Origin of the sequence: Bacillus sp. MHSD_36, from assembly GCF_030757775.1 — a bacterium.
Taxonomy (GTDB): domain Bacteria; phylum Bacillota; class Bacilli; order Bacillales; family Bacillaceae_G; genus Bacillus_A.
This window is the reverse complement of sequence record NZ_JAVBIS010000001.1, coordinates 58061-82515: the sequence shown is the minus strand read 5'-3', so window position 1 is coordinate 82515 and position 24455 is coordinate 58061. Positions and strand designations below refer to the sequence as shown.

General features: G+C 35.0%; 27 protein-coding genes and 1 pseudogene. 7 read left to right on the top strand and 21 right to left on the bottom strand.

Going from position 1 to position 24455, the window contains the following annotated elements; all coding sequences use genetic code 11:
* Nucleotides 1-34 precede the first annotated feature (34 nt).
* Nucleotides 35-610: an FtsX-like permease family protein gene (locus tag Q9B79_RS00510; RefSeq protein WP_306182193.1), complete on the bottom strand. Its 576-nt coding sequence runs from the start codon at nt 608-610 to the stop codon at nt 35-37.
* A 119-nt stretch (nt 611-729) separates the two neighbouring features.
* Between Q9B79_RS00510 and Q9B79_RS00505 the strand changes: the two are divergent.
* Nucleotides 730-867: pseudogene (locus tag Q9B79_RS00505) on the top strand (histidine kinase); the annotation flags it as partial.
* A 47-nt stretch (nt 868-914) separates the two neighbouring features.
* Here Q9B79_RS00505 and alsR read toward each other — a convergent pair.
* Nucleotides 915-1820 (bottom strand): acetoin biosynthesis transcriptional regulator AlsR, encoded by a 906-nt coding sequence (alsR, locus tag Q9B79_RS00500; RefSeq protein ID WP_306182191.1) that lies wholly within the window; start codon nt 1818-1820, stop codon nt 915-917.
* 152 nt (nt 1821-1972) lie between these two features.
* Between alsR and Q9B79_RS00495 the strand changes: the two genes are divergently transcribed.
* Together Q9B79_RS00495 and Q9B79_RS00490 are read left to right on the top strand one after the other, a co-directional pair.
* Nucleotides 1973-2338 carry a CidA/LrgA family holin-like protein gene (locus tag Q9B79_RS00495; protein ID WP_000872364.1) on the top strand — a complete coding sequence of 122 codons (366 nt, stop codon included), beginning with the start codon at nt 1973-1975 and terminating at the stop codon, nt 2336-2338.
* Nucleotides 2335-3012 (top strand): LrgB family protein, encoded by a 678-nt coding sequence (locus Q9B79_RS00490; protein WP_078417389.1) that lies wholly within the window; start codon nt 2335-2337, stop codon nt 3010-3012. The genes Q9B79_RS00495 and Q9B79_RS00490 overlap by 4 nt, the downstream gene beginning before the upstream one ends.
* An 11-nt stretch (nt 3013-3023) precedes the next feature.
* Here Q9B79_RS00490 and Q9B79_RS00485 read toward each other — a convergent pair whose 3' ends face one another.
* Nucleotides 3024-3437, bottom strand: coding sequence for an NUDIX hydrolase (locus tag Q9B79_RS00485; protein ID WP_306182190.1), 414 nt, complete (start codon nt 3435-3437; stop codon nt 3024-3026).
* Nucleotides 3438-3578: 141 nt separating this feature from the next.
* On the opposite strand from Q9B79_RS00485, the gene Q9B79_RS00480 reads away from it, so the two are divergent.
* The gene (locus tag Q9B79_RS00480; protein WP_000624203.1) at nt 3579-3785 is read left to right on the top strand and encodes a DUF3903 domain-containing protein; all 207 of its coding nucleotides are present in this window, start codon (nt 3579-3581) and stop codon (nt 3783-3785) included.
* A 425-nt stretch (nt 3786-4210) separates the two neighbouring features.
* Here Q9B79_RS00480 and Q9B79_RS00475 read toward each other — a convergent pair whose 3' ends face one another.
* The 13 genes from Q9B79_RS00475 to Q9B79_RS00415 form a co-directional block, all read right to left on the bottom strand.
* On the bottom strand, nt 4211-4357 hold the full coding sequence (locus Q9B79_RS00475; protein WP_087981543.1) for a BC1881 family protein: 147 nt from the start codon (nt 4355-4357) through the stop codon (nt 4211-4213).
* Nucleotides 4358-4600: 243 nt separating this feature from the next.
* The gene (locus Q9B79_RS00470; protein WP_306182188.1) at nt 4601-5167 is read right to left on the bottom strand and encodes a hypothetical protein; all 567 of its coding nucleotides are present in this window, start codon (nt 5165-5167) and stop codon (nt 4601-4603) included.
* Nucleotides 5168-5173: 6 nt separating this feature from the next.
* Nucleotides 5174-6193 carry a nuclease-related domain-containing protein gene (locus Q9B79_RS00465; RefSeq protein WP_306182186.1) on the bottom strand — a complete coding sequence of 340 codons (1020 nt, stop codon included), beginning with the start codon at nt 6191-6193 and terminating at the stop codon, nt 5174-5176.
* Nucleotides 6194-6333: 140 nt separating this feature from the next.
* Nucleotides 6334-7380, bottom strand: a complete 1047-nt coding sequence (locus tag Q9B79_RS00460) for a GH25 family lysozyme (RefSeq protein WP_306182185.1) — start codon at nt 7378-7380, stop codon at nt 6334-6336.
* Nucleotides 7381-7512: 132 nt separating this feature from the next.
* Entirely contained in the window at nt 7513-9276 is a 1764-nt protein-coding gene (locus Q9B79_RS00455; protein ID WP_306182184.1) for an ABC transporter ATP-binding protein, read from the bottom strand.
* Nucleotides 9276-11027, bottom strand: a complete 1752-nt coding sequence (locus Q9B79_RS00450; protein ID WP_306182183.1) for an ABC transporter ATP-binding protein — start codon at nt 11025-11027, stop codon at nt 9276-9278. Before Q9B79_RS00450 ends, Q9B79_RS00455 begins: the two co-directional genes overlap by 1 nt.
* Before the next feature lie 123 nt (nt 11028-11150).
* Nucleotides 11151-11372: a YneF family protein gene (locus Q9B79_RS00445; protein WP_001123317.1), complete on the bottom strand. Its 222-nt coding sequence runs from the start codon at nt 11370-11372 to the stop codon at nt 11151-11153.
* A gap of 78 nt (nt 11373-11450) precedes the next feature.
* Nucleotides 11451-11891: a sporulation inhibitor of replication protein SirA gene (sirA, locus tag Q9B79_RS00440; RefSeq protein ID WP_000860645.1), complete on the bottom strand. Its 441-nt coding sequence runs from the start codon at nt 11889-11891 to the stop codon at nt 11451-11453.
* Nucleotides 11892-12047: 156 nt separating this feature from the next.
* The gene (gene tkt, locus Q9B79_RS00435) at nt 12048-14048 is read right to left on the bottom strand and encodes a transketolase (protein ID WP_306182181.1); all 2001 of its coding nucleotides are present in this window, start codon (nt 14046-14048) and stop codon (nt 12048-12050) included.
* A 304-nt stretch (nt 14049-14352) separates the two neighbouring features.
* Nucleotides 14353-15156, bottom strand: coding sequence for a phosphonate ABC transporter, permease protein PhnE (gene phnE, locus Q9B79_RS00430; RefSeq protein ID WP_306182180.1), 804 nt, complete (start codon nt 15154-15156; stop codon nt 14353-14355).
* Complete coding sequence (gene phnE / locus Q9B79_RS00425; RefSeq protein ID WP_073515966.1) at nt 15156-15950, bottom strand: phosphonate ABC transporter, permease protein PhnE; 795 nt, start codon at nt 15948-15950, stop codon at nt 15156-15158. Before phnE (Q9B79_RS00425) ends, phnE (Q9B79_RS00430) begins: the two co-directional genes overlap by 1 nt.
* The gene (gene phnC, locus Q9B79_RS00420) at nt 15947-16720 is read right to left on the bottom strand and encodes a phosphonate ABC transporter ATP-binding protein (RefSeq protein WP_306182178.1); all 774 of its coding nucleotides are present in this window, start codon (nt 16718-16720) and stop codon (nt 15947-15949) included. Before phnC ends, phnE (Q9B79_RS00425) begins: the two co-directional genes overlap by 4 nt.
* Nucleotides 16721-16803: 83 nt before the next feature.
* Nucleotides 16804-17742, bottom strand: coding sequence for a phosphate/phosphite/phosphonate ABC transporter substrate-binding protein (locus Q9B79_RS00415; RefSeq protein WP_306182176.1), 939 nt, complete (start codon nt 17740-17742; stop codon nt 16804-16806).
* A 183-nt stretch (nt 17743-17925) separates the two neighbouring features.
* Here Q9B79_RS00415 and Q9B79_RS00410 point away from each other — a divergent pair, with 183 nt between their 5' ends.
* Nucleotides 17926-19509 (top strand): bifunctional metallophosphatase/5'-nucleotidase, encoded by a 1584-nt coding sequence (locus tag Q9B79_RS00410; RefSeq protein ID WP_306182175.1) that lies wholly within the window; start codon nt 17926-17928, stop codon nt 19507-19509.
* A gap of 39 nt (nt 19510-19548) precedes the next feature.
* On the opposite strand, the gene Q9B79_RS00405 is transcribed toward Q9B79_RS00410, so the two are convergent.
* Nucleotides 19549-19788 (bottom strand): DUF896 domain-containing protein, encoded by a 240-nt coding sequence (locus tag Q9B79_RS00405; RefSeq protein WP_000948565.1) that lies wholly within the window; start codon nt 19786-19788, stop codon nt 19549-19551.
* Between the two features lie 45 nt (nt 19789-19833).
* Complete coding sequence (locus Q9B79_RS00400) at nt 19834-20490, bottom strand: YneB family resolvase-like protein (protein WP_000991471.1); 657 nt, start codon at nt 20488-20490, stop codon at nt 19834-19836.
* Between the two features lie 141 nt (nt 20491-20631).
* Between Q9B79_RS00400 and lexA the strand changes: the two genes are divergently transcribed.
* Nucleotides 20632-21252, top strand: coding sequence for a transcriptional repressor LexA (lexA, locus tag Q9B79_RS00395; RefSeq protein WP_193414543.1), 621 nt, complete (start codon nt 20632-20634; stop codon nt 21250-21252).
* An 86-nt stretch (nt 21253-21338) separates the two neighbouring features.
* Here the strand turns inward: lexA and Q9B79_RS00390 are convergent, their stop codons facing one another.
* Genes Q9B79_RS00390 through Q9B79_RS00380 form a run of 3 tightly spaced genes read right to left on the bottom strand, consistent with a single transcriptional unit; the run spans nt 21339 to nt 23004 of the window.
* The gene (locus Q9B79_RS00390) at nt 21339-22145 is read right to left on the bottom strand and encodes a DUF4097 family beta strand repeat-containing protein (protein WP_306182173.1); all 807 of its coding nucleotides are present in this window, start codon (nt 22143-22145) and stop codon (nt 21339-21341) included.
* Complete coding sequence (locus tag Q9B79_RS00385) at nt 22146-22688, bottom strand: DUF1700 domain-containing protein (RefSeq protein WP_306182172.1); 543 nt, start codon at nt 22686-22688, stop codon at nt 22146-22148.
* Nucleotides 22681-23004, bottom strand: coding sequence for a PadR family transcriptional regulator (locus Q9B79_RS00380; RefSeq protein ID WP_001102620.1), 324 nt, complete (start codon nt 23002-23004; stop codon nt 22681-22683). Before Q9B79_RS00380 ends, Q9B79_RS00385 begins: the two co-directional genes overlap by 8 nt.
* Before the next feature lie 938 nt (nt 23005-23942).
* On the opposite strand from Q9B79_RS00380, the gene Q9B79_RS00375 reads away from it, so the two are divergent.
* Nucleotides 23943-24455 (top strand): hypothetical protein, encoded by a 513-nt coding sequence (locus Q9B79_RS00375; RefSeq protein ID WP_306182170.1) that lies wholly within the window; start codon nt 23943-23945, stop codon nt 24453-24455.

The window sequence follows — 24455 nt, the reverse complement described above, 5'->3', positions numbered from 1 at the left end:
TTTTTATGTGTAAAATAAGAAAAGGCATGATTTCTCATGCCTTTTTCTTGAAATGCAACGAATTTTTATCTTGTAAACTTTGAACAAATCGAAAACATTGCACCATCGATAATAAGAGAATAACAATCATAATTATACTCACTACTACTATTGCATATATTGTAATCGGTGCACTATTTATCCCTTGTATTCCTGCTATTCTTATAAAGATAATCGTAAATAATTTTAAAAATAACATCCCATTAACTAATCCAAAAACAAACGCTGCTCCATAAATAAAGAATTGCTCCTGACATAATACACATAGTACATCATTTCTCTTCCTATTCTCTGCTACATAAGATTTTATTTCCTCTTTCCTCACGTGCAGAAGAGAAAGCGTTATTTTATATGTAGTAAAAATACATATAAAAATGAATACAATAAACAGTGTGTAAAAGCACATTTGAAATAAAAATATAGTCCCTAATTCCCCAATAGCTCCTTTATTTAACTGGAGCGATATCATAAAAAACAAAACCATAGTACTCATAGCAATCCACATAAATTGCTTCATCCTTTTGGCAGCAAATGTTCTTATATTTTTTCTCACTAACTGACATAAAGACATATGTTCTTCCCCTACCTTACTTCATAACAAACTCATTCTATACTACTAGTGTATAAAAATATGACATTTTAAACATCGCACCACAATCTGAATTCGTTCTAAGTCTTTAGTCCTAGAAAATAAAAACGAATAATGAAACCGTAAGAGTGCTAATGTTTGCGAAAAAAAACTCTATTGATCAACTATTACAAGAAAACGAACATGTTTACCTCTTTAGCATAGAACTAAAAAAGAACACTAAAGCGGAAATGCAATAGTATTGCATTTCCGCTTTAGTGTTTAACGAGGTGTACTTTTTAATAACTTAATTAATCTCATCCTCTACTTCAATTCTTTTCTTCTCTCTTGCAATTTTCAAAAACTCTAAAAGCTCTGGGTTAGTATTCATTTTCTTGTAAGCTACTGACATTTCTGCAACAAAATTAGAATCACATAATTCTTTATATACGACTTCTGTTTTATACAATTTATTTGCTGATACAGGTATTACCGTAATTCCGATTCCTGCCGCTACAAGCCCCATGACTGTTTGATATTCTGTTGCTTCTTGTACGATACGTGGACTAAACCCAACTTCACGACAAAGTGATAAAATTGTATCATATAATGCTGGCCATACTGGTCTCGTAATAAATACAAACGGTTCATCTCTTAAATCTTCAATATGTATTTCTTCCTTTTCAGCAAGTGGATGTGCCTTCGGTAAACATAACGTACAAGAAAGCTTTTGAATTGGTTCTAATTCTAGTAATTGCGTTGGAATTGGTGGACGTAAAAAACCAATATCAATACGGTTATCATGAAGCGCATGCACTTGATCTGGTGTTGACAGTTCATGTAGTGCAACAGACACTCTCGGAAATTTCTTTCTATACTCCCTGACGATAGATGGTAAAATATCATATATCGCCGCACCTACAAAACCAATTGAAAGCGAACCCACTTCTCCCCTTTGGGCACTTTGTGCAATCTCTACTGCTTTTTCAATTTGTTCAAACGCTTTTTTTACTTCTTTTAAAAACATCTCTCCTGCTTCTGTTAATTCAACCTTTCTCTTCGTTCTTGAAAATAACATAACTCCCATTTCTTTTTCTAATTGCTGAATTTGTTGACTAAGCGGCGGTTGTGTCATTTGCAAACGAGCAGCTGCTCGTCCAAAGTGTAACTCCTCTGCCACTACAACAAAATATTGCAAATGCCGTAATTCCATTTTGGACACCCTTTTCACTTTCGATTAATACATCTAATATATTAATAACATATAATTTATATATTAGACAAATTTTTCGAATGAACGTATAGTAGAAATTGTTAATTCTTTTTTACAATTTTTATGTAAAAAAAGACAGAGGTGATTACTGTATGAAATGGTGGAAATTAAGCGGACAAATCTTATTATTATTTTGTTTCGCTTGGACAGGTGAATGGATTGCAAAACAGGCACACCTCCCAGTTCCAGGAAGTATAATCGGTATTTTTTTATTATTAATTTCATTAAAATTTAACCTAGTGAAAAAAGAGTGGATACAGGACGGAGCAGACTTTTTATTAAAAGAACTTATTTTATTTTTTATTCCTTCTGCAGTCGCTGTCATACGCTACAAAGATACACTATCACAATATGGAATCGATCTCATTTTAATTATTATGATTAGTACACTTTGTGTCACTCTCGTTACAGGACTTTTAACAGAATTGCTACTAAAGCGGAAAGGATCCGTGCAATGATCGGCTTTCTTTGTTTATTATTAACACTATTCACATATTGGATATCGAAGAAAATGTATAAACGCTGGAATTGGAGCTTACTTTCTCCTCTTCTCGTCTGCCCTATTATTTTAATTGCTTTATTGCTCGGACTAGACACACCTTATGAAACATACGAAACAGGTGGTCAATGGTTAACAGAACTATTAAAACCTGCAACAGTTGCTTTTGCATGGCCAATCTATAAATACTTTGATTTACTCAAGAAACACGGAATGGCTATTTTACTTAATGTCATTGTCGGTTCTTTTTTATCAGTTATTACTTCCGCACTACTAGCGAATTATTTTCAAATTGATTCATCGTTAGAACATAGTTTAGCGCCTCATATTGTAACGACACCAATCGCAATGGCTATTTCAGAAATGATTGGTGGTATGTCGCAATTAACAGCCGTATTCGTTGTTTTAACCGCGTTGACAGGAGCGTTACTCGGACCTTCTCTCATACGTATATGCCGTATTAAAACAGCAATTGCTAAAGGTATTATGTTAGGCACAAGCGCGAATGGAACTGGTACATCAAAAGCATTCGAAATCGGCCCTGTAGAAGGAACGATTGCAAGTTTATCTATGCTTTTAACAGCGGGAGCTAGTTTAGTTATCGTTCCGCTTTTCTTATCGTGGATACATTAAAAAGCAAGTGTTTAAACACTCGCTTTTTTATTTATATATTTATTTAAAATCTCATAATCCTCCGGGAAAGATAGCGTTAATTCCTTCATTTCATCTATCCTCTTCCAAGCAATTTCATGTATTAACTCATCAGGATCTTGGATTTTCATACTACCGCCTATTTTTTTAACGACATAATAATGAACGTATACAGGAACCCCGTATGTAATACCTTCTTTTTCATATATTTTATTTACAACTTCCACATCGAAACCTGTTTCTTCCCAAACTTCTCGAATACAACATTCTTCTAGTGTTTCTCCCTTTTCAAGCCCGCCACTTGGGACAGACCACCTTTTTTCTTCCCCTTTTGGTCCTTGTAACACCATTAGGATTTCATTTTTTTCGTTTACACATACTGCTGCACAACCTATCCATCTTTCCATATACATCCCTCCCCTACTACTATTCGTTTCCCTTTTTATTTTCTCCTTGAAAAAAGAGGAAAATAGTAAAACATTGACGAAAGATTACATCAACTTCATAGACAATCCCTTCTTAGAAATGAAAAACGGAAGGATGAAAAGATGATTTCTAAATATGTTGTGGAATGTGTCTTTTGTGAAGAAAATCGGAAACCTCGCCAAGCTATCGTAACAGTTCCCGCCACTACTCAGCTACTAGCCATTGAAAAAGTGCGTGCGGAATGTAAACGTCGTTTTGGAAAAGCTTTATTATTGCAAACAGAAATTAAAGAAGAAATAACTTTTGAACAAAAAGAAAGCCGACCATGAATTGGTCAGCTTTCTTCTCCGATCATATTTTCACACGAAGATTAGGGGCATCCTCTTTAAGGATCGGGATTTTCCCATTATGTACGTTCCATAATGGTCATCGAACAATATATTTCTATGCAATTAATTATTGAATAGAATAGGGCAAAACTTGTTCGCATTTTTAGAAAAGGGATAGGGATATAATTCAAGTAGTACTTCGAATACTCGAACTTTACACTCATTATATTAAAGCAAATCCTTTTATATGGGAAATATGAGTTACTTACATAATTCATTCGTAAAACATATTAGTTTGCTATATTATTTTTATTCCATTAATAACATACATCCAGCGAAAACTGGTGTCATAACCATTGAAAACTTCAAAAACATATAAATAAAAAGCATCCGTCTAGGATACTTTTTATTTCAATACTATGTACTTAATCTTGATTAATCAAAATTACCGCAGGGCCAGCGACTACTACTCCAGCTACTTCTATCTTTTCGAATTCCTTTACTGTAATAGATATAACTCCTTCTCTTTCCATTAATTCTTTACTCAGGACTTCAGTCGGTATAGCTTTCACCGTCTTACCTCCTTTTCATTTATACAATATGATACAGTGAAACTTTAATCCTTAGGGATTTGGTCCACTCCGCACCGATTATAATCGGGATGCCCGTTTATGCACGATAAAAAACAACCCAATGCATCTATATATATGCATCACCTCCGCTTTCATTCCTTATTCCACTCAAAACTCTTCTCTCCCTTCCGTAACATATTGAAAAATAAAAAAGAAGCTATAACATATAGCTTCTAAATTTATTTAATCTCTCTGTACCTTATATTTCAAAACTCTACCATCTTTATCAAATTGTAAAACAAGATGTTCACTATCTATAGGAATAAAGCCACGTTCAGTTCCCAGATAGTACGAAGTGATAACCCCGCTTTCTCCATTTCTCGTTTCAGTAGGCGTTCCTAATAATTGTGTAATTTCTTCATTTGATTTTCCTGTTAATTTATATTTTTGTATTAGATCATCTACCATATATACCCGTTTATCTTCAGCATGTAACCACCGATCTTGGTTAAACATTGAAGTGTATGTATTCATACTTAATTGTGCAGTACATACTACTAACGGAACAAGTGCTACTATTAACACTCCCGACATTTGCTTCTTTTCTTCATTACGATTTTTAGCAACATATAAGATCGACTTTTGAATCATAACTAATAAAACAAATGGCATGACTATTATAAAAACGCTCGTTACACTTAATGACGTATGAGCCATACCAATAATAAACATAAAAGCAAGATACATGAGTATATACAAACAAATATAAACATACAAAATACCCCTTAATATAGCACTCAGAAATCCCACCTCTTTTTAATTCATTATATAATTCATTCGGTTAATGATTTCTCGAAGTTTTTCTAACTCTTGCTCTGTATATATTACTTTCCCTGTTAAGATTTCATTTCTGAAGAACGTTACAATTTGCTCTCTATCTCTTAATCTCGGCGTTTTTTCTTCAGAAAGATCTAGCACTTCTTTCCCACTTTCATTATAAAAATATACAATCGGTTTTACGTTTTCCTTTACAATATCAACTTGCATTTCTTTCAAACAATTGTATAGAATATGAGATAGTTTCTTCGCTCTATATACTGGGTTCCCTTCATTTTTTACTTGTATCGTTAATGAATCTTCACCTGTAATATATTCAAGCGTCTCTTCTTTCTCCATCTCTTGTTGATACTTACCAATTTCATCAATCATAAACGAATATATACTAGCATTTTCTTTCGTTAAGCCATGAATTAACTTCCCTGTCCATTCTTTCGTCTCAAGTAGATACATACCCGTTTTAGTTAAGACGAGATGATGAATTCGAAGGTCATTTCCTCCATGCTGATTTCTAATAAAAACATTCGGCATAATATGAAATTCATGATCTTGTATTATGCCTTGCTCTACGAAACCACGCTTCATATATTGTAATGTTTCGTGTGTACTCACTTCAGCTCCATTTTTCGTATACTCTCGCAAATCTGCAATTAACTTTTGAAACATATGTATTTCATTACTATGTTTTTCTTGCATTTCACTACGTTCTTTACTATGTTGCACAGCTAATTGATTTTTCATCATACGCATATTTTCAAGTTCTCTAGCTGCACTTATTTGTAAAGCATTGTATTTCTTCTGTTCCATATTTTTCAATATATTTTGTTGTTCTTTATGCTCTATCACCGTAGCTGCAATTTCGTTTTCATATGTTTCAATTGCTTGTTTCTTTTCAAATTCTACTTGCTGACTCTCTGATTCTAACTGTCTATTTTTATAAAACAGCACAAATGCTACAGCTGATAATATTAAAATCGCACCTATTAGCACATAATTCATATTTTTACTCCTTTATTTCATTTTCGATTATTTTTTATAAATATATCTATTATAGTATACTATGGTTTCGATATAGACTTTGTAAAAGTTGTATATTTTTAATAAAAGGTACCTCTGAAGAGATACCTTTTATTTCCACTCTATTGTACACCATACTGAATATAACTTGAATCGTAGTATACCCATTGATTTGTCCCTAAGCAAAGCCATCCATCTTGCTTACTCCATACTCGATACGATTCACCATGATGTAACTGTCTTATAACATTTCCATTTAATGATGGAGCATCACGTAAATTTACATTATCACCAGTAATAATCGCCACATAATGTTTATACTGAATATAACTCGAATCATTATATACCCACTGATTTGTCCCTAAACAAAGCCAACCACCCTGTTCTCCCCAAACTTCATATGCTTCGCCACGATTCAATTGGCGAATTACACTAGACTGTAAAGATGGTCCACTTCTCAAATTCACATTATCTCCATTAATTATAGCAACTCCGTACACTGGAGTTGCATTATTAGGCGGGGAAACATTCCCTCCACCACTTGCTCCATTCCCTTGTAAAGCTTCTAATGAAACTGCAGCTGATACATCACAATTTCCTACGCCTGAAATTTGTCCAGAATCTGTGTACTGCCATGCTGTCCACTCTGTCCATCCACCAGCATCAGCAGGTGGTGTACTCGAGTATCTAGCAATCCAAAGCGGAATATCGCTTAATCCGCTAATTCCGAACTCATTAATATACCAAACTCCTGTATATAACATTACATCTTTTCCAGTAGCCTGTTTCACATAATTTATGAAGCTTCTTGCCCAATTCGATATAGCGCTACCAGTTAAATTACTGTTGCTCGGATCTGTTGGTGATTCTAAATCCAGAACTGGCATTAAGTCTGTGTGGTTACTTTGTAATATACTCACAAAATATTTCGCCTCTGAAATTGCATCATTTTGTTCTGGGCGTGCAAAATGGTATGCACCAATTAATACATTCGCATTTCGTGCTGCTTGTACATTCTTAGTAAAAGTAGGATCAATGTAATTTACACCTTCTGTCGCTTTTGCATACGCCGCTGAAATACCGGACCCCTTCACTGCATTCCAATCAATATTCCCTTCCCAATGAGACACATCGATAAACGTAATATTTGAACTAGATCTATCTTGCATATAAAAGCTCCTATCAATTTTTTTCATTTCGTATATATAAAATATGTACAACTTTAATAAAGGGTCACGACATTTATACTATAGAAATAAAGAGCAAACATATTTTATAAACAAAGTAAAAAAGCCTTGTAATTACAAGGCCTTTTGTAAACTTCCTTTATTTTGTAGTAAATACATATTATAATACAACCCTTGTTCACTCAGTAATTCTTGATGTGTCCCTCTTTCTACTATCTCTCCATCATGCATAACAAAGATTTGATCTGCATCTTGTATGGTAGATAATCTGTGTGCGATTGCTATCGTCGTCCGTCCTTTTCGCATTTTCTGTAACGCTGTTTGGATCGCATCTTCAGTTTCTGTATCGATATTAGCTGTTGCTTCATCTAATACTAATACTTTCGGATTCGTTGCTATCGTTCTAGCAAAAGCAATTAATTGTCGTTGTCCACTAGAAAATGCAGCTCCTCTTTCTACTACTTCTGTTTCATACTGCTCTGGTAACTTTTCAATAAACGTATTCGCTTGAACAAATCGAGCAGCTTCTTTTACTTCTTCATCCGTAACTTCTTCATTATACATACGAATATTTTGCTTTACATTTCCAGCAAATAAAAATGCATCTTGCAATACGAGTCCTATTTTCTTTCTAATTTCTCGTTCTTCAAACTTTTCTAAATCTACACCGTCTATTACAATATTTCCCGACTTAATATTATAAAATCTCATTAACAAATTCATAATCGTACTTTTCCCACTACCAGTATGCCCAACAAAAGCAACCGTTTGCCCTTGTTTCACGTGAAATGATACATTTTTTAAAACATCACGCTTTCCATCATACGAAAAAGTAACATTTTTAAATTCAATATCCCCATCCATTACTTGAGGATTCTCATTGCCTTTTTGAACCGGTGCTAAATCTTTCTCGTCCATTAAATGAAATACACGTGATGATGAAACAAGTGCCTGTTGGAAAAAGGACAATTTCATCATCATCTCATTTACAGGTTGGAAGAAACGATGTATATAGTTAACAAAAGCATATAAAACACCTACTTCAACAGGACTCTTCAAAGCATCAATTCCAAATAAACCAAGTACTAACGCAATAGCTACAATATGAACTAAATCAGTTGCTGGACGTAAAAGCAATGCATCTAACTTTAATGTACGTCGCCCTGCACTATAATGTTTAGTATTCACTTCTTCAAATTCTTTTCTCATGCGCTTTTCTTGTCTGAACACTTGAACAATATTCATTCCTTGTATGGACTCGTTCAACTTTGCATTTAACACGCTTAGTTGATTACGGACTTCTAAATAAAAAGCTGCACTTTTCCGGCGATATAATACCATAATCGCAAACATTATCGGAATTAATACGAGAGAAAATAGTGCTAATTTTACATTTAATAAAAACATCGCTACTAAAATGCCTACTAAAAATACGATATTTTTAACAAATGTTGATAATACACTGACATAAAAATCTTTAATTGCTTCTGTATCATTCGTTATGCGCGATACGAGCGTACCAATCGGCGTACGATCAAAGAAACTTAATGACAACTTTTGAACATGCTCATATACTTCAACACGCATATCTTGAACAATTTTAAAAGCGATATTTTGAAAATATAACAAGTCTAAATAAGTAAATAATACTTTTAATAAGTGAGCAACAATATACACTACAAATAGAGTAACAAGTGCTGATTGATCAAAGTTACGTGGTACTAAGTGTTCATCAAGAAATTGTTTAATTAAAAAAGGACCCATCATTTCCGTTACAGTTGCACCAACTAGAAATAAAAATGCTAATGCTAACAGTCCTTTATATGGCCTCATATAAGAAAGCAATCTTCTTAAATCGCCCTGTTTTTTCTCAGCCATCATACGCCTCCTTTCTCGACTAATGCTTCTAACTGCTGGCTCTCATACATTTCTTTATACCAACCATGTTCTTTCATTAGTTGTTCATGTGTACCTCGTTGCACAATTCTGCCCTCATCCACAACAAGAATAAGATTGGCATGTTGAATTGCACTTAAGCGATGAGCAGTAATAATCGTTGTTTTCCCTGCTCTTTCCCTCTTTAATGCATTTAAAATCGTTTCTTCTGTTTTTGCATCTACCGCTGATAAACAATCATCCAAAATTAAAATTTCAGCATCCGTTAATAAAGCACGCGCAATAGAAATCCTCTGTTTTTGGCCTCCAGATAACGAAACGCCTCTTTCTCCTACTACTGTTTCATATCCTTCTGAAAATTGAAGGATGTCATTATGAATACAAGCAATCTCTGCAGCACGGGTAATTTCATTATATGTAGCATCCGCCTTTCCAAAGGCGATATTCTCCCCAATACTTGCTGAAAATAAAAAATGATCTTGCGGTACATATGAAATGGCAGAACGGACACCGTAAAGTGTTACATCGCGAATATCTCGCTCTCCAACTTTTAATTCACCATTAAAATGATCATACTCACGGATTAAACATTTTAATAAAGTCGTTTTTCCTGCACCTGTACGCCCTACAATCCCTAACGTTTCCCCTTTCTTCAAATCAAAGTGAATATCCGTTAAATGTAATAGTTCATTTTTCTTATACGAAAAGGTATCCACCGCAAATGAAACATCACCGCTCGCTATTGTATGCACAGCATTTTCTCTATTTACTACATCTGATTTTTGAGAGAGAATTTTCTCTACACGATCATACGAAGCACGTCCACGCTCCATAATATTAAACAGCCATCCAAACGCTAACATTGGCCAAACTAGTGTACCTAAATACGTTGTAAATGTAACAAGGTCACCTACAGTTAATTCACCTCTCACAACTAATACGGATCCGTAACATACTGCAATTAAAAAAGAAAATCCAACGATAAGAGAGATTGTCGGATCAAACAACGAATCAATACGTGCTACTAACATATTTTTATGTACGACATCTTCTGACTTTTTTCGGAATGCATGTAAATCTTCTTTCTCTTGTCCAAGCGATCGAATTACCTTCATCCCACTCATACTCTCTTGCACTTTATCATTGATTTCCGAAAACGATTGCTGTGCTTTATGAAACCTTTTATGTAATAAAGTTCCGTAATAATTTGTCGACATCGCTACAATCGGCATAGGAATTAAGCTTAACAACGTTAACTTCCAACTAATTGTAAAGCCCATCGCTACGAGTACACATCCCCCAACAGCTAATGAATCAACAAGTGTTAAAACGCCCGCTCCAGCAGTTTGTTGAATTGCTTGAATATCATTGGTCGCGTGTGCCATTAAATCACCTGTGCGATTTGACTGATAGAAAGATGGACTCATCTTTGTAAAATGTTCATACAAATTTTTACGTAATTGGCGAGCTAACTTTAATGAAGATCCGAAAATCATAATACGCCACACGTAACGTAATATGTACATCGTAATACCTACGACTACTAAGAGTACAACCCATTTTATTAACTTATCAGTCGTTAATGTTCCATCATTAATTTCATCTACAACAATCCCAATCACCTTTGGTGCGACAAGCTCTAAAAGTGCAACGCCAAATAATAAAATAATTCCGGTTATGTACGCTCGTTTTTCTTGTTTAAAAAACCAAGCTAAATTCATAAACACTTTCATAGCTTTCCCCCTTCCTTAAAATGAGCGATGTTTTCAGTTTACCAAAAATACAGAATTTTTAAAAGCTTTAAACTCTATAACTAACAAAAAGAAAAGACACTCTTAGCGAGTGTCTTTTAGCGCTTATTTCATTTGTTGCTTGTTCATCGCGCTCATCATTTGATTGATTTTCTTTTGGGAAGGTTTTTGTCCCATTTGCATCATCATCATTTTTAACATTTGTTCGTTAATTGGTGGATTTTTTTGTAAGTAATTCATCATGTATTTGCGGGCAATGAAAAATCCTAACGCCACGCCTGCTACTAGTGCTACTACGCCCACTAGAATACCTAACCAAATTGGCATATATTTTCCTCCTTCATGTTGTCTACCTTACAGTGTACTAAAACCTTTTCAATAAGACAAGATACAATTCGACATTTTTTACACATATGTTCGTACTTGTTTTAGAGGATTCAACCATCCGTACTTTGTATTTTCATAATCCATAGCTAAAAATGTTAATTCACACTTCCTTAGCACCTCAAAGAAAGTCGTTTCCATAGAGACATTTCCAGAGGTATTCATGCGGATATAGTGTGGTTTCACCATTATTTCGCCATATTCTGCTCCTGTATAAAGTGTATGTGTATGATGTGTTCGATCATATTTACCAAGAACGCGCAAAGCTTGTTCTAATTTATGATGAATTTTCATTACTTGTAATGGCATCGTTATATACATCATTTGTTTATATAACACTTTTTTCTCCGAAAGGGACCCAGATTCTGAAAATCGAGCAAATAAATCAAAAAATAAATATTCACGACCAAAGTAAGCTTTCGCAATATCCTCTTGAATTAAATACAATTCATACGTTTTCATCTTTCGCCTCCCAATCTGGACAACCTTTTCTCTTCATTATATAGAAGAAAATTTGCAATGATTGTCTGACTGCGGAGAGATAAAAAACTTTTTCTGTCGAAAAAACTCATTTACATAGAAAAACCTCTCCATGCCGGAGAGATTTTTCTAAAATCATTAAAGCATTTCTTTTACTTTACGAACAACGTTCTCTACAGTAAATCCATACTCTTCCATAATCTTCTCACCAGGAGCAGAAGCACCGAATGTATCGATACCTAACACATCTCCTTCAAGACCTACGTAACGGTGCCATCCGAATGTAGCACCCATTTCAATTGCGAAACGTTTTGTTACTGCTTTTGGTAATACAGACTCTTTGTATTCAGCAGTTTGAGCTTCAAAGCGATCCATAGATGGCATGCTGACAACAGATGCGTCAACGCCGTCTGCTGCTAGAGCTTTTTGTGCTTCAATAGCTAGACTTACTTCAGATCCAGTTGCAAGTAAGATTACATCAGCTGTTTCTTTCTTGCTTGCAGAAACTACATATGCACCTTTTGCTACTTTTTCATACGTATCGTCTTTTGCACCTTCTAATGTTGGAAGGTCTTGACGAGTTAATACTAAAGCAGTTGGTTTGTTTGTAGATTCTAGAGCTAGTCTCCAAGCTGCAACAGATTCGTTACCGTCAGCTGGACGAATAACAGATACATTTGGCATTGCACGTAGCGCTGCTAATTGTTCGATTGGTTCATGTGTTGGACCATCTTCACCAACAGCGATACTGTCATGTGTGAATACATACGTTACTGGCAATTGCATTAATGCTGCAAGACGAATTGCTGGACGTAAGTAGTCAGAGAATACGAAGAACGTACCACCGTAAGTTTTTAAACCGCCATGTAGTGCAATACCGTTCATTGCTGCACCCATCGCGAACTCACGAACACCGTACCAAATGTTTTTACCGCTGTAATCATCTCTCGTAAAGTCTTTTTCGTTATTCATGTATGTTTTGTTAGAACCAGCAAGGTCAGCAGATCCACCGAAGAATGATGGTACAGACTCTGCAATCGCATTAATTACAGCACCTGAAGAATTACGAGTTGCTGCTTTTGAACCTAATTCATAAGTTGGTAAGTTTTGCTCCCAACCTTCTGGAAGTTGGCCATTCATTGCAGCTTGTAGTTCGTTTGCTAATTCTGGGTATGCTTGTGCATATTCACCTAGCATAGTGTTCCACTCTGCTTGTGCAGTTTCACCAACATCTTGTACTGTTTTACGGAAGTTGTCATATACTTCTTCTGCTACATGGAAATCTTGCTCAGCAGTCCAAGCGTATGCTTCTTTCGTTAACTTTGTTTCTTCTACACCAAGTGGAGAACCATGTGAAGCTGATTTTCCTGATTTGTTTGGAGAACCGAAACCAATTGTCGTTCTTACTTCAATTAGCGTTGGGCGTTTTTGGTCAGCTTTCGCTTCTTCGATTGCTTTCGCGATAGCTTCAATATCGTTTCCATCCTCAACACGGATTACTTGCCATCCGTATGCTTTGTAACGATCTTCTACACTTTCAGAGAATGAACGATTTAAATCGCCATCTAATGAAATATCATTTGAATCGTAAAGCACAACAAGACGACCTAATTGTAAATGAGCAGCTAATGAAGATGCTTCAGCAGAAACGCCTTCCATTAAATCTCCATCACCACAAATAGCGTATGTATAATGATCTACTACATTATACGCATCACGGTTATATTTAGCAGCTAAATGTCTTTCAGCCATTGCCATACCTACAGCAGTTGAAATACCTTGTCCAAGTGGACCAGTAGTTGCGTCTACACCAGGTGTATGACCGTACTCAGGATGTCCTGGAGTTTTGCTTCCCCATTGACGGAAGTTCTTTAAGTCATCCATTGTTACATCATAACCAGATAGGTGAAGTAGGCTGTATAATAACATTGAACCATGACCTGCAGATAATACGAAACGATCACGGTTAAACCACGTTGGGTTATTTGGATTGTGTTTCATAAATTGAGTCCATAATGTATAAGCCATTGGTGCTGCACCCATTGGCATTCCTGGGTGACCAGAGTTTGCTTTTTCAATCGCATCGATGGATAATGTGCGAATCGTGTTGATAGAAAGTTGTTCGATTGAATGTGACATGCTATTCTTCCCTTCGCTTATATTAGTAAACGTTTTATACATTTATATGATAGCTTCCCACGCAAGATTATACAACATGTATCGACAAATATGTTGATGTTTTTTTGATTTTTTATAAAAAAATCAATGTTTCCGGGAATGTATGGGCATTCAATATGACATACTTTTTCATTATTTTTATTTTAAAAAGAAAGAGAATTATCTGTATATTTATACAGATATACAAAATTCTTCTATACTAACTTTTTTAGCCCACCTTTAAAAATACAAAAAAAGCATCTACATTCGATGCTTTTCAAATCAGTTAAACAATCCGTTTCCGAATCGAACTTGAAATAAAATCAATGATAATAACCATTAAAATGATACCTAATAAAATAATTCCTACACGAGACCAATTGCGTGAACTCAGTGCAAAAATTAGAGGTGTGCCAATTCCACCTGCTCCAATAACACCTAAAATGGCAGCGGATCGCACATTAATTTCGAACCTGTATAACGTATACGATAGAAAATCTGGTAATACTTGTGGCAATACTGCATACCAAAGTATTTGAAAGCGATTCGCACCTGTTGCTATTAACGCTTCCGTCGGTCCTTTATCTATATTTTCAATTCCTTCTGAATATAATTTCCCTAACATTCCAATAGAGTGTAACCCTAAAGCTAGAACTCCGGCAAAAGAGCCTGGTCCAACAGCTTTTATAAATAAGAGTGCCATAACTAACTCCGGAAATGTACGAACAAAACTAAGTACAAACTTCCCAGTTCCTGAAGTTAATTTTCCACTGCTCATATTCGTTGCCGCCCAAAAAGCGAATGGAACAGATAAAAAGGCAGAAATAAATGTACCCAATATCGCAATTGCTAATGTATCAATTAAACCATGTAATAAATCTTCACCATCTGGCAAAGATACATACGACCAATCTGGATTCAATACACCTGTCATAATTGCTTTTGTAATTTCTCCTGCCGTATCCTTTATTCCCTCTAACGGGACTCCTGAAAAAGCCCATACATAAACAAATGTAAGTGCTATAAAAATCAACCAGCGATACATACTCGGTTTCTTCGGTTTTGGTACGATTAACGTCGTCTTACTCATTATAATTTCTCCCGCAACAATGTACTTACATAATCAATTAATAATACAACAACAAGGGTATAGATAATAATAGATGCAGTTTGTTGATATTGTAAAAACCCAAGTGTACGGTCATAATATAATCCAATACCGCCTGCCCCTACTAAACCTAAAACAGCTGCTGCACGTACGTTTACCTCAAATGTATAAAGAACATAGGAGACAAAATGTGCTTTCACTTGCGGAATTACCCCATACACAATCCATTGCACTTTATTCGCTCCTACTGCTGTCATCGCTTCTAATGGACCTGAATCAATCGATTCAATTGACTCATACAACAATTTCGCCACGAGCCCAATTGAGAAAAAAGTAAGAGCCAAAATACCTGGAAGTGGTCCTATTCCAAAAATAGCTACGAAAATTGCCGCTAATAATAAATCTGGTATCGTTCGGATAAAATTTAAAACCAATCGAGCTGGACCGTACAAAAATGTACTAGTAAACACATTACTTGCCGCAAATAGTGCCAGTGGAATAGCTAAAATCGCTCCTAAAGTCGTCCCAATAATCGCCATACGTATTGTATCTAACATCGCTGTTGTAATAACTTGAAAATAACTCCAATCAGGCGGCACCATCTCTTTTAACAAATCAATCATATTAGGAAAACCAACTACTAGTTTTGAAAATGATGCGTCGACCTGTACACTACTTCCCCACAACAGCAAAATGACTAGAATAGCCGTTAACATATGTTTCAACTTACTCGGCGGCTTCGGTATCGATTTCGAATATATCGTCACGTCATTCATTTAACTGCCACCTCTAATAATTCACTTTTCTGCGCTACGTCTCCATAAATTTCAGCAAATTTTTCATCCGTTGCTTCTTCTACTGAGCCATCAAAAACAATTTCACCTGCATGTAATCCAATAATGCGTGTCGCATATTGCCTAGCTAAATCAATAGAATGTAAGTTTACAATTGTTGTAATCCCAAAATCTTCATTAATTTTTTTCAAATCATCTAATACTTGCTTTGTTGTTAGTGGATCTAACGACGCAACAGGTTCATCTGCCAATATGATTTTCGCTTCTTGCGCCAACGCTCTAGCAATCGATACACGTTGTTGTTGTCCTCCCGATAATTCATCAGCCCGCGCATATGCTTTTTCTAAAATATTTACTCTTTTTAACGATTGAAAGGCAAGCTCCAAATCTTCTTTCGGAAATAGACCTAACGTTGTACGCAATGTCGAATGATACCCAACACGGCCAGCTAATACGTTCTTTAATACTGTTGATCGCTTTACAAGATTAAAACTTTGAAAAATCATACCAATATCCCGGCGCATGCGGCGTAATCCTTTTCCTTTTGCAGCAGTAATTGACTCACCTTCAATCATGATTTCGCCTTCTGTAATCTCATGAAGACGATTTACCGATCTTAAAAGTGTAGACTTTCCAGCTCCGGACAGCCCTACCATTACAACAAACTCACCTTTTTGAATTTTCAAGTTTATATGATTCAATCCTTTTGTACCATTTGGATACACTTTGGAAACATTTCGAAACTCTATCACACATCTTACCTACCTTCTATGTATTCAAAACGGCAAACTAACTGAAAACATTCCCTTTCAGCTAGCTGCCATTTCCATATGTATTATTGCGTTTTTACTTCCTTCCCATATTCACGAACGATATCAAATTTACTATCATCAGATTTAACATACCCTTCATGCGAATATACTTCTTTAATGATTTTGTGACCTTCCTCATTCTTTCCAATTTCAATGAAAGCATCCTGTAATTTCTTGCTCCACTCTTCATCTAAATCAGAACGTACCGAAATTGTATCGTTTGGAATTTTCTCCGTAAATTTCACTATTTTCGTTTGATCGAATATATTCGGATAATCTTTTTTTACAATATTACGAGCATCTTGGAATACAACAGCTGCGTCTACATCACCATTTAAAAGAGCAATAAGCGACTGATCGTGACCTTTTAATGTAACAGGTTTCACATCTTTCAACGGATCAACGCCCTCTTTTAATAGTACAGCCGCAGGCCACACATACCCCGCTGATGACGTTACATCTTGATAACCAATTTTTTTACCTTTTAAATCTTTTACACTATTAATATTTGAATCTTTCTTAACAACAAATTCAGACTTATAAAAGTCTACTAAATCCTTTGTAGGAGCTCCCGTTTCATCATCTACTCCAAAACGTTGTGCTTGTAAAATTACGTTTGCAGCCTTTTTCTCATGTGCTAGCACATACGCTGTTGGAGGTAAAAAGCCAACATCTACTTGCTTAGATGCCATCGCTTCTACAATTGTATTGTAATTCGTCGAAATACTAACTTTTACTGGAATGTTTAACTTATCACTTAATAGCTTCTCAAGTGGTTTTGCCTTCGCCTCTAACGTATCTGCATTTTGAGAAGGAACAAATTGAACATTTAACGTCTTCGGTACATAACCTTTTTTCGTGTCTTCAGTTGTACTTGCACTAGATTCCTTCGTTCCACAGCCACTTAATAATCCCGCCGCCAGTACAACTGTCGTGCTCATTGCAAAAACTTTTTTCAACATATTAAAGCCTCCATTTTTGTTGTTATAAATTACCTTCCGTAAACATGAAGAAATATATCACACATTTTTATTAATAATTGCTTATTTACAGAATCTTTACACATTCTATACATTCTCATTAAAATTCTCTTCATATATTTGATATGCTTAACTAGTAGATAATAATAGAAAAGGTGAATGATATTGAATCAAAATCAAATTATAACTTTAAACATCTTATTAACAAGTGATATACATGGTACTGTTTATCCAATTCACTATCAAGATAACTCCAAAGCTGAAATTGGTTTAGCTAAAATTTCTACTCTTATAAAAAAAGAACGTTCCCAAAATAGAAACGTCCTATTAATTGATAATGGTGACTTCATACAAGGAACACCCTTTACTTATCATTACGCTACATATGAAAATAATAAGAAAAATCCCATGTCTGTATTAGCGAACTATTTACGTTATGATGCTGCAGTGATTGGGAATCATGAATTTAATTATGGAATGGATGTATTAAACAATGCTATTTCTACTGCCAACTTCCCGTATCTATCAGCAAATATTTTAGACAAAAGCAGAAAAGAACCTTATTTTGGGAAACCATATATAATAAAACATATTGAATCAAATATAAAAATTGCTATTTTAGGGATGACAACGCATTACATTCCTAATTGGGAACAACCCCATCACATTCAAGATTTACAATTTGAAGATGCATTAGAATCAACAAAAAAGTGGGTTTCTTACATTCACGAACACGAGAAACCAGATTTATTAGTCGTAGCGTATCATGGAGGATTTGAACGCGATTTACAAACCGGGATACCGAATGAAGTTTTAACAGGTGAAAACCAAGGATATGCAATGTGCCATGAAATTGAAGGAATAGATATTTTGCTAACAGGCCACCAACACCGAGAAATCGCTGACACCGTAATAAACGGTGTAACAATTTTACAGACCGGATGCAATGGACACTCCGTCGGGAAAATAACAGTAACATTTGAAAAAACAGAACAAAAATGGGTGAAAAAAGAGAGTTATTCACAATTATTGCCCGTGCAAGGAATTGCGGCGGACCAACATATTCTTTCCTTAGTTGCCGATTATGAAGAGAAAACACAAAATTGGCTCGATCAACCTATTGGATTCATCTATGGGGACATGCAAATTTCAGACGCTATGCAAACTCGTTTGCAAGACCATCCTTTTATTGAATTCATAAATAAAATACAGATGGATATAGCTAATGTATCAATTTCTTGTACAAGTTTGTTCCATAATACATCTCCAGGTTTCCCGAAATATGTAACAATGCGTGACATCGTTTCTAATTATATTTATCCAAATACATTACAAGTAATTAGAATAACTGGAGCAGATATAAAAGATGCTCTCGAACTCTCAGCTTCTTATTTCACATTACATGCAGATGGATCCATCATCGTAAACCCTACCTTCCTAGAACCAAAGCCGCAACACTATAATTACGATATGTGGGAAGGGATTTCGTACGTATTAAACATTTCCAAACCTATTGGCGAAAGGGTCAAATCTTTACAATACAAAGGCGCTCCTCTTAATATGGATGAAGAATATGACGTCGTTATGAATAATTATCGCGCAAGCGGTGGAGGAAACTTCTTTATGTTTCAAAATAAGCCCGTAATAAAAGACATACCAACAGATATGTCTGAACTGATCGCTAATTATATTTTGAAAAATAAAAATATAGAGGCAACGGTTAATAACAACTGGAAAGTTATTAAATAACAAATATAATAAATAAAAAAGATGGGCTTCGCCCATCTTTTAGTTTAATTTTGCATTATCTTGCTTTTTTAAAGCTTTTAATTTCGCCGGTGTAACGTCAGTACCTTGTTCATTAACGACTTTAATTCCTTTAAGTTCGTTTAACATATTTTGACGAAATCCTTTTAAATATTGTTCACGTAGCGATTGACGCTCACGTTGTTCTTCTTCAGTTAAACCTTCAGCTTTTGCTTTTTTCGCTAAGAAGTTAATGCGTTCAACGAGTTCGTGACTAAGCATCTCGAATCCCCCTTCTAATCAAAACTGATTATTATCATACAATAGTTACTCTTCTTTATCAAGCAATTGCTTTGTATACTCTACATATCTACGATGTACAGTCGCTTTTGAAACATTATGACCAAAGCCGCGAAGCGTTGCTGCAATTTCTTCGAAAGTAAGTTCACTCTTGCGCAAACGTACAATTTCCTCAATCGGCACTTCTTTCTTCTCTCGTCCTACACTTAAATGACGGTTCTTTAAATTATTTTCTGGACGATAGCCTTTTTCTACTGCTCGTTGCATACCACGTTTAATTTTCAAGTTATGAATCTTTCTTTGATACTCTTCGACGATACCAATAATATCTAATACCATCGAATCAGAATCCGACAATTGTAATTCTCCATTATGCGTATGCGTGTATACTTTTATTCCCTCTTTATGTAAACAGTGCATTAATGCAATCTTTGCATTTCCCCTACCAAGGCGTGTTTCATCTTGTATGAGTAGCACATCAATTTGTTCATCTCGAATTGTATCTAACACTTCTAATATGCCATCACGTTCAATTGTATAGCCACTAGCCTGCTCTTCAATCACCTTAGTAACGTTCATTTGATAGCGCTCTGCTAAATGCAATAATTCATCTTTTTGACGTAATAATGACGTTTCTTGTGCTTCTTTTGTTGTACTCACACGCGCATAAATAATTGCATTCATTATGAACCCCTCTTTCTCACTATTATTTCCCTCCAGTGTAACATAAATTCGCCTTTTGTTCGAACTTATGTTTGTAGAATGTTTTTTCGCATGTTATACTTATTAATAAGAAAAATGAAAGAAAACGAGGTGTTAGAAAACATGGAAAAGTTAACGAAACGCCAGCAAGACATTCTCGACTTTATTAAGCTAAAAGTACAAGAAAAAGGCTATCCACCTTCCGTACGTGAAATCGGTCAAGCAGTCGGCCTCGCTTCTAGTTCTACAGTGCACGGACATTTATCAAGATTAGAAGAAAAAGGATACATTCGACGCGATCCAACGAAACCACGTGCAATTGAAATTTTAGGTGACGATCGAATGGATACAGAAACACAATCTGTTATTCAAGTTCCAATTGTCGGGAAAGTTACTGCTGGATTACCAATTACAGCAGTCGAAAGCGTTGAGGAACACTTCCCTCTTCCAGCTAGCATTGTCGCAGGAGCAGATCAAGTGTTTATGTTACGTATTTCTGGAGATAGTATGATTGAAGCTGGTATTTTCGATGGAGATTTAGTTGTTGTTCGCCAACAACAGTCTGCATATAATGGTGAAATTGTAGTCGCTTTAACAGAGGATAATGAAGCAACTGTTAAACGTTTCTATAAAGAAAAAGACCATTTCCGTCTACAACCGGAAAACTCTTCATTAGAACCTATCATTTTAAAGCAAGTGTCAGTTATCGGTAAAGTAATTGGCGTATATCGTGATTTACATTAAGAATATAAAAGAAGATAATTACCGTATTGATATACGGTAATTATCTTCTTTTTTGTATTTTGATAGATTTTCATACATTCTATTTCTTATGAACGCGTTTCAATCGTCACATCGCCCGCAGCTGTTTTACCGCTAATCTTTTTACTCCCATTACCAATCGTTACGTCTTTATTTTCTTCATTAAAAATTGTTACATCCCCGGCAGCACTTTGCCCAGTAATTACCGCATCTTGTGGTTTTTCCGATAAAGTAATATTTATATCTCCGGCAGTTGAGCTTGCTTCTAGATTATACTTAGAATCATGATCTTGAATATTTATTTCCCCACTTGTTGTTTTTGCGGTCGCTTTCCCTATTACCTTCTTAAAGTTCACCTCACCAGCTTTTGTAGATCCTTCCACATTCTTAGCCGTTACTTGTTTCAACTCTACTTCTCCAGCAAGTGTTCTAACACTTACGCTATCACTTTTCACATCACTCATTTCGATTTGTCCAGCAGATGAATTTACTTTTACATCTTGGTAAGAGCGTTCGGGCACAAGGAGGGTCAATTTAGACGTTTGAAACCTAAAATCGTAAAAAGAAAAATCAAATGAAGCACCTTTTTCTCTTTCCCCAATGATTTTTAATGTGTCACCATCTTCAGTAATACGAATCTCTTGTTTACTCGCATCTCCTGATTGCTTTACATAAAAAGAAGCGTCAGGAGATTTTTTGACGATAATATCCCCGACATCTAACTTAACTTCTATATTTTTTAGTGTTTCGTTTTTAATTATATCTTCTTTGTTTCCTTCTTCTGCAGTTTGCACTGCTTTTTCATATGTTTGTGAAATCCCAATTACTCCAATAATGATACAAGCGATTGCTACTAACAATATTTTTTTCATCATCTACTCCCCTTTTATCATTTTGAAGTTCCATATGACATAACGTACGCACAGCCTTTTAAACCACTTCGTACTATAATAAGCGATCATACATAACAACAAACCCACTCCAACAAACGTTATACTAACGAATAGATCCAACCATATAAAAGTACCTATAAATACTTTTCCAATTACGAAAAATGGTGTCACTACACTAGCAATCCCACCGACCCAAAAAGAAAATATAAAAGCAATAATTGCAACTAACGGGCCTAACACAATAATAAAATTAAATAAACTAAGTCCAATCGCCGCCATGACAGCTCTTGTCACATTTGAAGTAGATGGGTCTTTTTTCATTTCATCGAAGCGATACATCGCAAGCAATTCTTTTGCAATTACTTTCGGAGAGCCAAGACCCTTTATTATTTCCGATTCAGTTTTCCCCTCTTCTATCCCAAACTGAAAATGCTCTTCATAATCAAATAAAATATCTTTCCTCTCTTCGTCCGGTAACTTTCTAAGGTGACTTGATAATTCCTTAAGAAACTGTTCTTTACTCATCCCATTCCACCCCTTCAATAATTTCTTGTACGCCTTTCGCAAAATCACGCCACTCTGTTACTAACAAATTCAGTTGCGTTTCCCCTTGCTCTGTTAATTGATAATATTTACGAGGTGGCCCTTCCGTAGATTCTTTTAAATACGTTTGAAAATATCCTTCTTTCGTTAAACGGCGTAATAAAGGATATACTGACCCTTCTGATATTAAAAATTTATTTGAGATTTGCTGAACAAGTTCATAACCGTAACAATCCTTACGTTTCACAAGTGCCAATACACACAGTTCTAACACACCTTTTTTAAACTGAACGTTCAAGTACAATCCCCCTTTCTCATTTCAGTACTGTTCAATGCGCGTTACCAGTTATATCCATAATATACTACCTAGTATTATTTATTGCAAGGTACTCATTTATATTTACTCCTAAACAAAAAAACGCACGAATAAAAGCTGAAGTGAACCCCGAAAACGGGACACCTATCAAAACACCTAAACCACTTGTTCCCTAAATTCTTTAGGGGATAGGTGTTTTTTTCATGTACCACTATTCGGGCTCACTTCAACTGCAATATCAGGGTGTTTTTCTTTGTAATGAAATGTATTTCAGCAAAAATTTTTAACCTATTTAATTCGCCCTCAAAAAGTTGTTATGAACGAAACAAAAGTGTTCAGTCTACCTTCTGACAGCAATTCATCTCCACCTGAATTGTTGGGTTTCACCCATAACACAAATCAGATGGAGTCTTCTTGCCGAAAAGGATAAAAAAACCCCTCAACACGTTATGTGTCAAGGGTTTAAGTCTCTTAGTATAGAGACATGTATTGATCGCGTTCCCATTGGTGTACTTGCGTACGGAATATATCCTCTGAATTCATCAAGTTTTAAATTGCGCCAAAAACGTTGATTTATCAAGGTTTTATAAAAGTGATGTTTCATAGTGATTCATCACTTTTTTTATTTTTGTGGGTGAATTGTGGGTGGGTTTGTGGGTGGATGCTTATTAAAATAGGTTATTTTTTTAACAAAGAATTTATCCATCTAAAAATCAAAACACTAAATCATAATCAATTTTATTATTCACTTTAATTATGGAAATAAATATAATGTAATACATGATATTTTATAAATAATACATCAAAATATATCCCATCTATTCTATGATTAAATATCAGTAAAATTTTTATTTACAACTTAACATTTTTTTCTTATTTTGTGTAATAATATATACTATAAGAATGGAGGTGTAGCAATTATGCGTACACATGTACTTTATTTTTATCAACAAATCCAATGTTTAAATAATGATGATTTAAAAAGTGCAGATATTCTCACCCAGTCTTCTCCACTGGTTGCCTCCGTTGATAAAGCCATTAGAAATACTAATGAACAATTACGAGCAAAATTACGACCATTTGAACTGCAGCAGGACAGATTATTTTCATTAATTAAAAATGCCGATTATTTAAATATAAAAATATTGGTTATTGAATTTACTGAGGAAATCGATTCAGATTTACAAGACGAATTAGATGAAGCACTTCTTACTCAGAACATAAATAATATTATTGAAGTTCTTAATATTATTTTAAGTAATGGACATGATATTCTTGCTGTTTCTTACATTCAAAACGGACGAAACCTGCGCATTACCAAGTTTGCCGTAGCTGAAATTCCAGCAGAAATAAATGAGTTACCCTCGCTTGCTTTTTCATTACCTATAGAATTAGCAACTGGGGTAAAAAATATTCCAGTGGAGAGGATGTGA

What these genes read in the sequence shown, in the direction of transcription:
- Q9B79_RS00510 (WP_306182193.1), bottom strand. Translation starts at nt 610, where the DNA reads ATGTCTTTATGTCAGTTAGTGAGAAAAAATATAAGAACATTTGCTGCC.
- alsR (WP_306182191.1), bottom strand. Translation starts at nt 1,820, where the DNA reads ATGGAATTACGGCATTTGCAATATTTTGTTGTAGTGGCAGAGGAGTTA.
- Q9B79_RS00495 (WP_000872364.1), top strand. Translation starts at nt 1,973, where the DNA reads ATGAAATGGTGGAAATTAAGCGGACAAATCTTATTATTATTTTGTTTC.
- Q9B79_RS00490 (WP_078417389.1), top strand. Translation starts at nt 2,335, where the DNA reads ATGATCGGCTTTCTTTGTTTATTATTAACACTATTCACATATTGGATA.
- Q9B79_RS00485 (WP_306182190.1), bottom strand. Translation starts at nt 3,437, where the DNA reads ATGGAAAGATGGATAGGTTGTGCAGCAGTATGTGTAAACGAAAAAAAT.
- Q9B79_RS00480 (WP_000624203.1), top strand. Translation starts at nt 3,579, where the DNA reads ATGATTTCTAAATATGTTGTGGAATGTGTCTTTTGTGAAGAAAATCGG.
- Q9B79_RS00465 (WP_306182186.1), bottom strand. Translation starts at nt 6,193, where the DNA reads ATGAATTATGTGCTAATAGGTGCGATTTTAATATTATCAGCTGTAGCA.
- Q9B79_RS00460 (WP_306182185.1), bottom strand. Translation starts at nt 7,380, where the DNA reads ATGCAAGATAGATCTAGTTCAAATATTACGTTTATCGATGTGTCTCAT.
- Q9B79_RS00455 (WP_306182184.1), bottom strand. Translation starts at nt 9,276, where the DNA reads ATGGCTGAGAAAAAACAGGGCGATTTAAGAAGATTGCTTTCTTATATG.
- Q9B79_RS00450 (WP_306182183.1), bottom strand. Translation starts at nt 11,027, where the DNA reads ATGAAAGTGTTTATGAATTTAGCTTGGTTTTTTAAACAAGAAAAACGA.
- Q9B79_RS00445 (WP_001123317.1), bottom strand. Translation starts at nt 11,372, where the DNA reads ATGCCAATTTGGTTAGGTATTCTAGTGGGCGTAGTAGCACTAGTAGCA.
- sirA (WP_000860645.1), bottom strand. Translation starts at nt 11,891, where the DNA reads ATGAAAACGTATGAATTGTATTTAATTCAAGAGGATATTGCGAAAGCT.
- tkt (WP_306182181.1), bottom strand. Translation starts at nt 14,048, where the DNA reads ATGTCACATTCAATCGAACAACTTTCTATCAACACGATTCGCACATTA.
- phnE (WP_306182180.1), bottom strand. Translation starts at nt 15,156, where the DNA reads ATGAGTAAGACGACGTTAATCGTACCAAAACCGAAGAAACCGAGTATG.
- phnE (WP_073515966.1), bottom strand. Translation starts at nt 15,950, where the DNA reads ATGAATGACGTGACGATATATTCGAAATCGATACCGAAGCCGCCGAGT.
- Q9B79_RS00415 (WP_306182176.1), bottom strand. Translation starts at nt 17,742, where the DNA reads ATGTTGAAAAAAGTTTTTGCAATGAGCACGACAGTTGTACTGGCGGCG.
- Q9B79_RS00405 (WP_000948565.1), bottom strand. Translation starts at nt 19,788, where the DNA reads ATGCTTAGTCACGAACTCGTTGAACGCATTAACTTCTTAGCGAAAAAA.
- Q9B79_RS00400 (WP_000991471.1), bottom strand. Translation starts at nt 20,490, where the DNA reads ATGAATGCAATTATTTATGCGCGTGTGAGTACAACAAAAGAAGCACAA.
- lexA (WP_193414543.1), top strand. Translation starts at nt 20,632, where the DNA reads ATGGAAAAGTTAACGAAACGCCAGCAAGACATTCTCGACTTTATTAAG.
- Q9B79_RS00390 (WP_306182173.1), bottom strand. Translation starts at nt 22,145, where the DNA reads ATGATGAAAAAAATATTGTTAGTAGCAATCGCTTGTATCATTATTGGA.
- Q9B79_RS00385 (WP_306182172.1), bottom strand. Translation starts at nt 22,688, where the DNA reads ATGAGTAAAGAACAGTTTCTTAAGGAATTATCAAGTCACCTTAGAAAG.
- Q9B79_RS00375 (WP_306182170.1), top strand. Translation starts at nt 23,943, where the DNA reads ATGCGTACACATGTACTTTATTTTTATCAACAAATCCAATGTTTAAAT.